General features: G+C 28.1%; 14 protein-coding genes. 10 read left to right on the top strand and 4 right to left on the bottom strand.

All coding sequences use genetic code 11. From position 1 onward, the window contains the following. Nucleotides 1-75 precede the first annotated feature (75 nt). Nucleotides 76-765 carry a Crp/Fnr family transcriptional regulator gene (locus tag P4S50_RS17925; protein WP_277732189.1) on the bottom strand — a complete coding sequence of 230 codons (690 nt, stop codon included), beginning with the start codon at nucleotides 763-765 and terminating at the stop codon, nucleotides 76-78. Nucleotides 766-904: 139 nt separating this feature from the next. Between P4S50_RS17925 and P4S50_RS17920 the strand changes: the two genes are divergently transcribed. Further along, nucleotides 905-1594 carry a YjjG family noncanonical pyrimidine nucleotidase gene (locus P4S50_RS17920; protein ID WP_277732188.1) on the top strand — a complete coding sequence of 230 codons (690 nt, stop codon included), beginning with the start codon at nucleotides 905-907 and terminating at the stop codon, nucleotides 1592-1594. 89 nt (nucleotides 1595-1683) lie between these two features. Here P4S50_RS17920 and P4S50_RS17915 read toward each other — a convergent pair whose 3' ends face one another. Beyond that, the gene (locus tag P4S50_RS17915; protein WP_331489657.1) at nucleotides 1684-2193 is read right to left on the bottom strand and encodes a nitroreductase family protein; all 510 of its coding nucleotides are present in this window, start codon (nucleotides 2191-2193) and stop codon (nucleotides 1684-1686) included. 121 nt (nucleotides 2194-2314) lie between these two features. Here P4S50_RS17915 and P4S50_RS17910 point away from each other — a divergent pair, with 121 nt between their 5' ends. Further along, entirely contained in the window at nucleotides 2315-2650 is a 336-nt protein-coding gene (locus P4S50_RS17910; RefSeq protein ID WP_277732187.1) for a winged helix-turn-helix transcriptional regulator, read from the top strand. 10 nt (nucleotides 2651-2660) lie between these two features. After that, nucleotides 2661-3104, top strand: a complete 444-nt coding sequence (locus tag P4S50_RS17905; protein ID WP_277732186.1) for an NUDIX domain-containing protein — start codon at nucleotides 2661-2663, stop codon at nucleotides 3102-3104. Between the two features lie 82 nt (nucleotides 3105-3186). Here P4S50_RS17905 and P4S50_RS17900 read toward each other — a convergent pair whose 3' ends face one another. Next, a complete protein-coding gene (locus tag P4S50_RS17900; RefSeq protein ID WP_277732185.1) occupies nucleotides 3187-4545 on the bottom strand; it encodes an MATE family efflux transporter in 1359 nt (452 codons plus the stop codon). A gap of 154 nt (nucleotides 4546-4699) precedes the next feature. On the opposite strand from P4S50_RS17900, the gene P4S50_RS17895 reads away from it, so the two are divergent. The 6 genes from P4S50_RS17895 (at nucleotide 4700) to P4S50_RS17870 (ending at nucleotide 10406) form a co-directional block, all read left to right on the top strand. Further along, nucleotides 4700-5140, top strand: coding sequence for a MarR family transcriptional regulator (locus tag P4S50_RS17895; protein ID WP_277732184.1), 441 nt, complete (start codon nucleotides 4700-4702; stop codon nucleotides 5138-5140). Between the two features lie 35 nt (nucleotides 5141-5175). Then, a complete protein-coding gene (locus tag P4S50_RS17890) occupies nucleotides 5176-5910 on the top strand; it encodes a helix-turn-helix domain-containing protein (protein WP_277732183.1) in 735 nt (244 codons plus the stop codon). A gap of 94 nt (nucleotides 5911-6004) precedes the next feature. After that, nucleotides 6005-6889: a DMT family transporter gene (locus tag P4S50_RS17885; protein ID WP_277732182.1), complete on the top strand. Its 885-nt coding sequence runs from the start codon at nucleotides 6005-6007 to the stop codon at nucleotides 6887-6889. A gap of 123 nt (nucleotides 6890-7012) precedes the next feature. Continuing rightward, on the top strand, nucleotides 7013-7708 hold the full coding sequence (locus tag P4S50_RS17880; protein ID WP_277732181.1) for a response regulator transcription factor: 696 nt from the start codon (nucleotides 7013-7015) through the stop codon (nucleotides 7706-7708). Beyond that, a complete protein-coding gene (locus P4S50_RS17875; protein WP_277732180.1) occupies nucleotides 7698-9149 on the top strand; it encodes a HAMP domain-containing sensor histidine kinase in 1452 nt (483 codons plus the stop codon). The genes P4S50_RS17880 and P4S50_RS17875 overlap by 11 nt, the downstream gene beginning before the upstream one ends. A gap of 96 nt (nucleotides 9150-9245) precedes the next feature. Next, a complete protein-coding gene (locus P4S50_RS17870) occupies nucleotides 9246-10406 on the top strand; it encodes a TolB family protein (RefSeq protein ID WP_277732179.1) in 1161 nt (386 codons plus the stop codon). Between the two features lie 76 nt (nucleotides 10407-10482). Here the strand turns inward: P4S50_RS17870 and brnQ are convergent, their stop codons facing one another. Next, on the bottom strand, nucleotides 10483-11784 hold the full coding sequence (gene brnQ / locus P4S50_RS17865) for a branched-chain amino acid transport system II carrier protein (protein WP_277732178.1): 1302 nt from the start codon (nucleotides 11782-11784) through the stop codon (nucleotides 10483-10485). A 752-nt stretch (nucleotides 11785-12536) separates the two neighbouring features. Between brnQ and P4S50_RS17860 the strand changes: the two genes are divergently transcribed. Further along, nucleotides 12537-13661: an MFS transporter gene (locus P4S50_RS17860; protein WP_277734777.1), complete on the top strand. Its 1125-nt coding sequence runs from the start codon at nucleotides 12537-12539 to the stop codon at nucleotides 13659-13661. Nucleotides 13662-13665 lie beyond the last annotated feature (4 nt).

Here is a 13665-nt window from a genome sequence, read left to right as displayed (position 1 = left end):
AAGTATATAAGAAGCCCTACTTTTCTTTGATTTATAAGGAAAGGTAGGGCTTTTATAGTTAGAACTATATAGTAATTATAGTGATTTTATATAATCATTTTTAGATAATTCTAGAAGCGTATCTTTATCTAATATGTGTATTGTTTTATTTTCACATTTTATAATCGACCTTGATTCAAGTTCTTTAAAGGTTCTATTTAAATGTCTATAGCTTGTTCCTAAAAATTGAGCAATTTCATTAAATGAGGAACTTAAAACTATATAATTTTTATTTGATATATACTCAACTAAATAGCTAGAGAGTCTATTTATAAGGGGATAAGTAAGATTGTATGAACTATTATTTAAGGTTGCGTAAAGTTTTTCACTTAAAGAATTTATTAGATGGTGTAAGAATTTTGGATTATCTAAATATTTATTTCTAATTATATCTGATGGAATTGCTACTAAATATGAATCTTCTATTGCTTGATTGTTGCAGCATATAGGAATATTTTTTAAAAGTTCTATATCTCCTAAAGTATTAAATGCATGATAAAACTTTAAAAGTATAGATTTACCGTTCTCTAAAAGGTAAGATACTGTAACTTTTCCATCAACGATTAAATAGTAGTATTCAAGATTAAAGTTCGATTCTAAGATATATTCGCCTTTTTGATAAAAATGAAGTTGAGCATGCTTTAACAAATCTTCATCAAATATAGTTTCTAAATTATACTTAGAGATATAATGCCTTAAAAGATTATTATCCGAAATTTTTTTCATAAAACCTCCTATAAGTGACATATGTCATGTATGTATTAATACAAATATGATAACTTATTGATAAATCATTGTAAAGCAAAGTATGAACTAAAAAATCATATGTTATTATAAAAAAATAAACCATATTAGGAGGATCATTATGAAGTACGAGATTATAATATTTGATGCAGATGAGACCTTATTTGATTTTAAAAAATCTGAAAGAGAGGCTCTTAAGAATACTATACTTAAATTTGATATAGAATATGATGAAAACTATCATTTGAAAGTATATAAGGAAGTAAATACAGCTATATGGAAAGAACTTGAGAATGGACTTATAACTCAGAAAAAATTAAAGACTGAGAGATTTAAAAGGTTATCAGACAGATTGAACGTTAAATTCGATGAATTTGAATTTGCTAAGTCATATATGAAGCATTTATCTTTAGCATCGTTCTTATATGATGATAGTATAGAACTTATAGAGAATTTGAATGAAAATTATAGACTTACTATAATTACTAATGGACTTAAGGATGTCCAAGATAATAGAATAAGAAAGTCGATTATAGCAAAGTATTTTGAGGATATAGTAGTATCTGAGGAGGTTGAGGTGTCAAAACCAGATCCTAAAATATTTGAACATGCTTTAAATAATATAAATCATACTGATAAGAGTAAGGTATTGATAGTAGGAGATAGTTTAACATCTGATATACAAGGTGGAATAAATTTTGGTATAGATACATGCTGGTTTAATCCAAGTAAGACTGCAAATAATACTGGAATAAAACCTACCTATGAAATCTCTAATTTGATAGAGATTAAGGACATACTTAAAAAATAGATAATACAATAATATTAAAAAATCTTCTATCAATAGGTAGAAGATTTTTTCTATAAGCTAGAAGTTATCATATAACTTCTGCACTTATATTACCACTGCTCATAATGTATATTACTTTCATCATATCTATCTGGAATAGATTTTTTTTCTGCCGGATAACCTAGAGAAATTATAGAAAAAGGAATAATATTTTCTGGAGCATTTATAATATCTCTAACACCATCTACTCTATCCATTTCAGGATATAATCCAAGCCATACAGATCCAAGGCCTAATGAATGAGCAGCTAAAAGTATGTTTTGAGTAGCAGCTGAACAGTCTTGAATCCACAAATCTTTAAACTTTTCTTTTTTAAGATTCCCACATACGATAATACCACAATCTGCTTCTTTCAATGAATGGGAATAAGAATGAACTTTAGTAATTTCAGTTAGAAGTTTCTTATCTTTAATTACTACAAAATCCCACGGTTGAGCATTTCCACCTGATGGAGCGTACATACCTGCTTTCAATATTTCTTTTATTTTTTCGTCAGATATTTTTTCTTCTGTATATTTCCTAATACTTCTTCTTTCTATAATACCTTTTATTATTTCCATATCTAAACCTCCTTCTCTATTATACTTACCTTGTATATATTATTTTATATCCATATAATATAATTAAAAAGTACGCACTTTTTAGGTATATACTACCTAAAAGGGTAGTTAGGAGGTAATTATGAGTACACCAGAAATACAAGTAGATGAAAAAGGAAAATTAAAATGTTGCTTAGAGGATACTCTATCTGTAATAGGTGGTAAGTGGAAACTTGTTATTCTTTGGCATCTTGGTAAAGAAGGTATACATAGATATAATGAATTAAGACGTCTTATGCCTGGTATAACTCATAAAATGTTAAGTCAAAAACTCAAGGAACTAGAAGCTGACGGGTTAATAAATAGAAAGCAATATAATGAAGTACCACCTAAGGTTGAATATTCTTTGACTAAAAAGGGATATTCTGTTATGCCTATATTAGATACTATGCACAAATGGGGAAGAGAAAATGAATAGGAGTGAGAATATGAAACAATATCCAGAACCTACTGTTGGAGCTATAATTTTCAATCCAGAAGGGAAAATTCTTCTTTGTAAATCACATAAATGGAATAATCAATATGTGATACCTGGTGGACATATTGAACTAGGTGAAAAAATGGAAGATGCTTTGAGGCGAGAAATATTAGAAGAGACTGGCCTACACATATATGATATTAAACTAATTAGTTTGAAAGAAAGTGTATATAGTAATAAATTTCATTCGAAAAAACATTTTATTTTTATTGATTATACATGTAAAACAGATTCAACTAATGTACAGCTAAATGACGAGGCAGATGGTTATGAATGGGTAGATCTACAAGAAATTGAAAACTATGACTTGGGTGGATTTGTAAAAGATTTATTGATAAAATTGAGAAATAAAAAAGAAGCAGAGAATAATGTAGAAATATTTTATAATTATTAAAGTATTATAAAACATAAAAAAGAAATCTATCCATAGAAAAATTTAGTGGATAGATTTCTTTTTTAGTGGAATAAATAGATTATTAGTTTGTCTTCATCAGTACTTTTTCATAAGGAGTCCTAATATCCTTAATTAATAGTACAGCTGTTGCTAATATTGTGATAGCATCAGCTACAGGAGTAGATAACCATACTCCTGTTAGACCAAATAATTTTGGTAAGATTATAACAAGAGGAATCAATAATATAAACTGTCTAAGAGAGCCTAAAATTATTGCCTCTTTACTCTTAGCAATTGCTTGAAAATATGCTGATCCAATAAAGCCAATACCTAATCCTGGTAACATAAGTATATAATATCTTAATCCTGTAACAGCCACCTGCATAGTACTAGATTCTTTACTTAAGAACATAGACATGAAAGCTTCAGGGTACAGTTGTAAGCAAATAAACACTATTACAGCAAATAAAGATGATACTACAACACTTAACAGCAAAGTTTTATTCACTCTATCCTTAAACATTGAACCATGATTGTAGCTTATTATTGGTTGCATACCTTGCTGAATTCCTATCATTGGCATTAAAAATAAAGTAGACAAACTGCTTATAGCACCTATAGCAGTTATAGCAGCATTTCCTCCATACGTAATTAATGAACGATTTAAAAACACTGAAGCTACACTTGCTCCAATAGTTGATAGAAATGAAGTAAATCCTACACTAACTATATCTTTAATTTCCTCGAATTTGGGAATGAAATTTTCTTTTGTGATCAACAATATACTTCTTTTTCTCATATAGAAAGAAAGTAAAACTAAAAATCCTAGAATTTGACCTGCAACAGTTGCTATAGCAGCACCTTTAACACCCCAACTAAGAACACCTATAAAAACATAGTCAAGAATAATATTTGTTATTGCACCAACTAACATTGATGTCATAGAAAGCATAGGATTACCTTCTATTCTTACAGAGCTACTTAAAACAAATGACGTCATTTGAAATATGAAACCAATCAGAATTATATTCATATAATCAGCAGCATATGAAAGTAAACTCGAGTTTGCTCCTAATAAAGATAATACAAAATTCATGTTTGGGTAACATACTATCATAAATAAGACGGCTACAATAGAGCCTAGAGTTAACGAGTTACCAAATGTTTGACTAACACCCTCTTTATCATTTTTTCCAAGTTTGATAGCCATAATTGAAGCGCTACCAGAACCTATTAAACTAGCAAAAGCTATTATTAGCATCATTATTGGAAATGTAACTGTTAAGCCCGCTAAAGCACTTTCACCAGCATATTGGGCTATGAAGATTCTATCAATAATATTGTAAACCGCATTTACTATCATTGCGATTATTGCAGGAACTGAATATTGAGTAAGTAATTTACCAATAGGTTCAGTTCCTAGTTGTTTAGTTTTATCCATAAGAAACACCTCTTTTTAGAAAAAATAGTTTTAATTTGAACTTTATTATATAATAACATGGCTTTTTATAATAATCAAATAGTTTTAATTTGAACTATTATCCAATTAAATAAAATGATGTGATATAATGAAATGAAGAAGAGGTGATGAAAAAATGTGCAATATTGATATTAGCAGTATTTTTGAATTGAATTATACCATTGAAAACACATTTTTCTCTAAAATAAATGATGATTTTGAAATAAAAGAGGGACTAAAGGATACTCATATAAAAGCTCTTATAATTATCAAGTATGGTAATGGAATAACTATGTCTGAAACAAGCCATAGACTGAACCTTGTAAAGGGAGCATTTACACCTGTAGCTAACAGATTAATAGAGTTTGGATTGATTGAGAAAATAAAAAGTGAAAAAGATAAGAGAGTTACTCATTTAGTTTTGACTGAAGAGGGAGAATCCTTCAGTACAGATTTGCTAGAAGTAGTCTCTAATGGTATTTTAGCAAAAGTAGATAAATTGAGTGATGAAGAGAAAGAGGCATACTTTGCAGCAATTAAATTTGTTTTAAGCACAACAAAAAAGATATCTGATTAAATCTTAAGATAGAATATGAGAATAGGAGGACAACTATGGAATCAAACAATTTATTATGCGAGACTAGGACTTATACAAACATATCGTATACACATGATCACTCGTATGCTCAGTTAATACTCCCCCTTCAAGGTAATTTATCTATAAAAACAGATAATCATGAGCTGAGTCTAGATGAAAAACATTTGTTTTTTCTTCCTCCTAAATGTTCTCATTCATTCTATTCTGACAATATAAATAAATTTTTAGTACTAGATATTCCCAAAACAATTAATCCTACTGTATTAGGAGATATATTTAAATATGAGCTTCATCAGATTCTTGATGATAGATGGAAGGCTATAAGATATCTTTTGCAGGAAGAGACTCAAAGATCAAATAAAAGAGCATTAGGAGACTTAGTAAACTATGCATGTCGTTTTTTAACTGAGGATACAAAGCCAATTTCTATACAGTATATTCATAATAATTTTGAAAAATCTATATCAATTCAAGAATTAGCAGCAATTGAAAATTTTAATATATCTTACTATATCGAATGGTTCAATAAAAAAACTGCCATGACACCAAATGCGTATATTCAAAAATTAAGATTAGAAAAAGCAAAAGAATACTTAGTAGATACAGAATTAAGTTTACTTATGATTTCTCAACTTGTAGGATATGAGCAGCAGTCATCACTTACTAGGCTATTTAAGAATCATGAATCTATATCACCAAGTACGTATCGAAAAATATACCGAGAAAAGGGTAAAATATACCGAGTTTAAGCAAAGTATTTTATTCCTATATATTTTATTATGGTTATAAGAACTTATATCTTAGAGCTTGTAATCTATGTAAATATTTTAGGAGGAGAAAGTTATGAAACAATCTAATATAACAGGACAGTTATTAGTATTAATGGCAGCAGTATTATGGGGGACAACAGGTTCTGCACAGGCTTTTGCTCCGGAAAATGCTAATTCAATTGCAATTGGTGCAATTCGTATGGCAATAGGAGGAAGTACTTTGTTTTTTATAGCAATAATAACAGGTTCATTTAAAACTAAAATTCAGTTGGATAAGAAATTACTATTGATAGCATCTACATGTATGGCTTTTTATCAACCACTTTTCTTTTCTGGAGTATCAAAAACAGGTGTAGCACTTGGTACTGTTTTAGCAATAGGAAGTGCCCCTGTTTTTTCAGGAATTATCGAATATTTTATGGAAAAGAAACTTAGTAGAAGGTGGATTATAGCTACTATAGTATCTATTGTTGGATGTATTTTGCTTTTTAGCGGACAAGATTCTATCAATATGAATGTGCTTGGTTCAATTTTAGCATTAGGTGCAGGTCTATCCTATGCAGTATATGTAAGAGTATCTCAAAAGCTGTTTCAAGATTCACCTAGCGATGCAGTTAATGGATTGGTATTTATGATAAGTGCAGTTATGTTATCTCCAATTTTATTTGTGAATGACTTAAGTTGGGTATTAACAACACGTGGAATTATGGTAACACTTCATTTGGGAATAGTGGCAACTGCTTTAGCGTATACCCTATTTGCATATGGACTAGTTAACATATCAACACCTAAAGCTGTTACTTTAACATTAGCAGAACCACTTACAGCAGCTATGCTTGGAGTTATGATATTTAATGAAAAGCTAACAGTTATTTCAATGGTAGGTGTTTTACTTTTATTCTGTGGTTTGATTATAAATTCTTATCCTGAAAAGAGACTAGATAAAAATAATGAATAATTAAAGACAAACAACCGTATTGGATAATATGAATTCCAGTGCGGTTGTTCTTTTGTATAATAAAATAGTTTAAATTCTATTATATATAGGATATATTTATATAAATAGAAAGGATGAGAACGTATGGAAGAAAGAATATTAGTAGTAGATGATGAAAAGAGTATTGCTGATTTAATTGCATATGCTTTTAAAAAAGAAAATTATAGTGTTGAAACTGCTTATAATGGAGAAGAAGCATTAAATAAAATAAAAAGCTTTAACCCTAATGTGATTATTATAGATATAATGATGCCAAAAATGGATGGATTTGAAGTGTGCAGAAAATTAGATAACAGAGAAGATTTAGGAATTGTTATGCTTACTTCAAAAAGCGATATTGTAGACAAAGTATTAGGATTAGAGCTAGGGGCTGATGACTATATAACAAAGCCATTTGATATAAGAGAAATAATAGCAAGGGTTAAGTCTCTACTTAGGAGATTAAATAAAAGCTCTAGTAAATCTGAAGACAAAGATATACAAATTAAAGATTTGAAAGTCTTGTTAAAACAAAGAAAAGTTCTTATAAAAGGAGAAGAAATAGAGTTTACACCTAAGGAATTTAATCTGTTAGTTCTTTTGTTATCAAATTTAGATAGAGTATATACGAGAGAGGAGCTTTTAGATTTGATCTGGGGAATGGAGTATATTGGAGGAACTCGTACAGTAGATATTCACATTCAAAGACTTAGAAAAAAACTAAATAAACCTTATGAAAATATAATACAGACAGTATATAGAGTAGGATATAAAGCTATAGGTGAAGTCTATGAAGGTTAGTATAAAGATAAAATTCAGTATATTTTTGGGACTACTTTTACTTTTGACAGTGAGTATACTCAGTACATTAGTATTGAGAGGAATACAAAATAATCAAAAGAAGAATTATGAAACTTATTTAAATCAACAGGCTAAAATTACAAATACATATATCAGACAAATAAGTAGTACAGCAGCAATAGAAGATACAGAACAATTTTTATACAAAAATGCACAACAAATTGTACTATATCTGAATTCAATAAATGGAATACATACTGCAATATATGATATGGATGGAAAAGAAATATTCAATTCTATGTCGTATAATTCTAGTATAGATGTTAAAGATATACTTTCTAAATCTCTTAAGAATCAAATAGCATATAAAATCGTAGGAGACTCAATAGAATACATGGCTCCTCTTTATAATGTAGATCAGATAGGAGTTATTAAATTTCATTATTCTCTTAAAAAAGATATTGATTTTTATAGAGATATAAAATCGCTTTTTATAAGTATAGGAACTATTGTGTTTGTACTTAGTTTTATTTGTGCATACATTTATTCTGGTAAAATTTCTAAAAATATTGTTAATCTTAGAAAAGGTACATTGGATATTAAAAAAGGAGTATATAATACTATTGTTCCTCTTAAAAGAAATGATGAACTTGGTGAGTTAAGTGAAGACATCTATTATATGAGTAGTCAAATCGAAAAAAATATAAAAGAAATGGAAGAAGAACACAAAAAGCTAAAACTTGCAGTACAAAAATTAAAAGCATTAGAAAATCAGCAGAAAACTTTTATTGGGAATATAACACATGAATTTAAAACTCCTCTTACAGTTATAAAAACATATATGGATATGCTAGATATATATCCAGAGGATGAAAATTTACTGAAAGATGCAAAAGTTAATATAGTAAAAGAGACGCAAAGATTATATGAAATGGTAGAGAAGAGTTTGTATTTATCCTCATTGCAAAAATATGATTTTGAAGTTCAATCTGAAAGAATAGATGTGAAAGATATATTAGAAGAAATCTGTAGTCGAATGCAAGGAAAAGCTAAAAAGTTTAATATTAATATAATACAAAGTATACAATCTAGTTGTATTCTAGGAGATAGAGAAAATTTAATGCATATTTTTATTAATTTAATAGACAATGCAATAAAATATAATGAACCTCAAGGAAAAATATTAATTAATAGTTATACTAAGGATAAAAAAGTATTTATAGAAGTAGCAGATACAGGAATTGGTATTCCAAAAAAAGCAAGAGACAAGATATTTGAACCTTTTTACACAGTAAATAGAGATAGATCTAAACATCATGGAGGAACAGGGTTAGGGCTTCCTCTTGTAAAAGAATTAATAGAGAAACAACAAGGAACTATTTCATTATTAGATACAAAAGAAAAAGGAAGCACATTTTTGATTTCTTTCCCAGCCTTATAAAAAATAAAAAAGTTTACAGTTCTGAAACATTTAGATATTCTTTTGAAAAATTAATTGGATATAGTATACCTATACAAAATAAGGAGGAATTGAAAAATGATAAAAAGAAAACTAATAGTAGGAACTTTGATTATTAGTTCTTTAATAGGAACTATTGGATGTGCACAATATAAATCAGAAGGACAAGAAGATAATATAACTATTATAAAGGATACAAAAGATATTTTAGCAACAGACATTGTTGCATCTAAAATTGATACTTATGAAGGTATAATAGGACATGATTGGTTAGATGAAAATGAAGTAGTGATTACAAAAGAAAATAAAGAATTAGAACCAGTAAAAATTGATAATGAAAAATTAAAGGCTAGCTTTGAAGCTAAAAGTCTTTATTCATATGATTTAGATTCTAAAGAGCAAAAAATTATTGGAGATCAATCGAAATTCCAAGATGGCGCAATTATTTCTCCTAATAATAAGCATATGTTTTATAGAAATGAATTTGAAAAAATAGCTACAGGATATATTGCGGATTTAAAAGGAAATACGAAAGCTAAAATTGCAGATAAATCTATAGATGAGTATGATTTGAGCGAGGCTCGATGGATCAATGATGAAGAGCTAATTATGCCGTGCAGTAGTATCAAAGGTTTTGCTATTATAAATGTTGATGGAACTATAAATAAAATAAAGGATGTAGAAAGTGGAGTAATGGGAAATGAAGATCCATTAAATGGTCTAAGTATTACAAATCCTATAAAAGTTGAAGATAAGATATATTATGTAACAATACATCGTGGAGCAAAAGATGACGATAAAATAAAAGTTTATGATATTAATAAAAAAGAAAAGAGAGAATTAGTTAAAGATGATGTTCAAAATTTTAGCTTATCTCCTAATAAAGAACAACTACTTATGCTTACATCAAACCCTAATAAAAATGTAAATGAATTGGTAGTTACAGATTTAGAAGGGAAACAAAAAGAGCTTTTAGCTGAGGGCTATATATTTGGCCCAAGATGGTCTTCTGATGGAACAAAGGTATCATATATATCAAATGAAGAAGGAAAAGAAGGGGTTTATGTAGTAGATGTAAAAACAAAGAAAGAATCATTGATTTCTGTAGGAGAATATTATATACCTATACAGTGGAGCCCATCGGATAAAAAGATAATGGTGCATAGTAAAAAATCTAAAAATAACGGAAGACCATTTGATGAAATAGATGTTACTAATGTAATTACTTTAGAAGAATAAAAAATTTTATAATTTCTTAGTAAAAAAATAAACCCACGATTTAAAAAAATCGTGGGTTTTTTATAAATCAAATATATTAACAAACTTTTTTAGCTGTATCAGTATATCTAGATTTAAGTATAAAGGTACTTATAGTTCCGCCTATTAAAGCTGGTAAGATCCATCCAAATCCAAGACCTGAAAAAGGCATTTTAGAAGCTAGAGTATTTAAAAGACCTAGCTTTATATTTAATATTCCAAGACCGTCGTTAAGACTTATTAAAAATGAACCTAGAACTGCTCCAGGGTAAGAGGCAGGAGGCATTAATTCATCTACAGATGCCATTATTATAAGTACTATAGCAACTGGATATACAGTTACTAGAAGTGGAACGGCAATAGCAACTATTGAGTCAACTCCGATACATGCGAAAATTCCACTAAATAAAGTTGTTATTATTACTACCATACTATAGCTTAATTTACCGTTAGTAAGATTACTAAAGAAATTTCCAACTGTAGCAGTAAGGCCGATTGATGTAGTAAGACAAGCAAGGGTAACAACTATACCAAGAGCTACCTTACCAAAGCTTCCTAAAAGGTTATCTGTAATACTCATAAGAAGTTGAGCCATAGGAATATCAGCAGGGAAAAGTCCACTAGAAGACGCACCTAGATATATAAGACCACCATAAACAACAGCAAGTCCTAAAGCTGCTACTATACCAGCTTTTATAGTAATACTAACTTGATCCTTTACATTTGTATAACCTTTATCTTTTATTGAATTAAGAATTACTATACCAAAGACTAGAGATGCTAAAGCATCCATTGTTTGATATCCATCTGTAAAGCCTTTAGAAATAGCATTTCCTTCCATGGCAACAGTAGGAGTACCAAGTGGCGATATAATTCCTTTTCCTATTATTAAAAGTATCATTAAAATAAGAGCAGGAGTAAGGATTTTAGCTATCTTATCTATCATCTTAGATGGTTTTATAACAAAATAAAGAGTAAGAGCAAAAAATACTGCAGACACTAAAACAACACTAACATTAGGGAAAATAGGCTTAATTCCCATTTCATAAGTAGTAGCACCAGTTCTAGGAATAGCTAGAAGAGGTCCTATAGCTAAAATTATTATAGAAGCAAAAACTTTACTAAATAATTTACCAACTTTATTTCCTATATCATCAACAGAACCACCTGCCTTAGCTCCAGCAATAATTCCTAGAAGGGGCATTCCTATTGCAGTTATAAAAAATCCAATTCCACAAATTATCCAACTTTTGCCAGCTGCAAGTCCTAATGCTGGAGGAAAGAGTAAGTTACCAGCACCGAAGAACATGGCAAATAGAGCTAAGCCAAGAACTATAAAATCATTGTTTTTCTTTTCCATTATGAGTCCTCCTTAATAAATTAGATTAAAAATATAATTGAACATTGTGTACACAATACAAGTATATAAATTATGAAAATATTTATTTTAAATATAATTTCATCAAAACTAAAAGATACGCTAATGACAAAATATTTGAATAAGAATAAATATTTTTAATTTTCGAGTAATTAACAAGTATTATATGATTATAAAATTTTAATGTCAATATGTTTTTTGAAAGATAAAAAAAGATAAAATTAAAAAAGAGATTGAAAATTCAAAAAAGTAAAAATAAATAAAGAAAACATTCAATTGTAAAAAGGAGTAAACAATTCGAAATATAAGAAAATGTTTTTATCAACGGTTTCAAAGGCTTAAATTACAGGGGTTTTACATAAATCATTACACTATTAATTTAATGATTTATATAAAAAACATAATATATATTTATTAAATCAAAATAATTGAATAAATAATTTTTGGAATCAATTTAAATTTAAAGATTTATGTAATAAAAATATAAAAAAGATAATAAAATAAAAGTAATTATATATGATAAAATCATAGTATAATTATAGTATTAATTATTTTATATAAGGAGGCCTTGCTATGTATCGTCCAATTTAGAAAACAACCAATTTATTTTAAAAATCTACTTATTGAATATTAAGAAGCTTATTAATTTAATTAAGTTTCTAGTGTTTATAAGATTTTTTGTTATGTAAATTCGGAGGTGTTCTAAATTGAATAATAAGAGAAATATTTACTTAATGTATGTAATTATTTTTTTGCAAGGTTTTGTTTTTTATGGTCCCGTAGCTACACTATATAGACAAGCTAGGGGTCTTTCTATGTCTGAAATATTTCTTATAGAATCTATATTGTGGGTATGTATGATTCTTCTAGAAGTGCCTTGGGGATTTTTTTCAGATAGATTTGGGTATAAAAAGACATTAATATTTGTTAATGTGTTATTTTTAATATCTAAAATAATTTTCTATATATCTACTTCATTTGTTTTATTTTTGATTGAAAGAATTCTACTTTCAGTAGTATTATCTGGATTATCAGGTTGTGATACAGCTCTTATCTATTCATCAATAGAAGAAGATAAAGCTCAACGTGTTTTTGGCATATATAATGCTTTTGGAACATTTGGTTTCTTATTAGCTTCGGTGTTGTCATCGTTTATAGTATCTATATCACTTGATTATACAGCTTTATTTACGATTTTTCCTTATGCATTGGCAGCAATATTAACTTTGTTTTTAGTAGAAGTTAATACTGATAATAAAGTAAAACCAAAATTCAAAGAGAGCTTCAAGCAAGCTTTCAATGATAAATCGATAATTGTTTTTATTTTTGCTATTGCACTTACTATTGAAGTTTTTCAATCTGTAACAGTTTTCTTAAACCAACCTCAATATATAAAAAGTGGAATTGATCCTAAATATTTTGGTATTATTTTAGCTGGTATACAGGTGATTAGGCTGTTCTCAGTAAAATCAAATTATTTAAGTGAAAAACTAGGTAATTGTAAAGCTATAATAGTATTAAGTTTTTTAGTTTCATTAAGTTGTATAGTTTTAATCTTTACAGCTAGCCCTATTATGAGTGTTACAACAATTGTCTTAATATCATTTAGTGTAGCAATGATAAGTCCAATAGAAATGGATATTAAAAACAAGACTATTAAAACATCAAATAGAGCTACAATATTATCCATATATTCTATGGTAGGAAGTTTGATAGCTTCTGTAGGTAATATTGTAATAGGAAAGACAGCAGATTATTCTTTGGAAATGGGTTTTATAACGTGTTCAATAATGAGTATTTCAGCATTTTTGCTGATGATTATATATCATAGATTAAGTAAAGAAAAAAATAACGGTTAATAGA

This window comes from Tepidibacter hydrothermalis (assembly GCF_029542625.1).
GTDB lineage: Bacteria > Bacillota > Clostridia > Peptostreptococcales > Peptostreptococcaceae > Tepidibacter_A > Tepidibacter_A hydrothermalis.
Note: the sequence above shows the minus strand (reverse complement) of the source record. Positions and strands in the feature narration are given on the sequence as shown.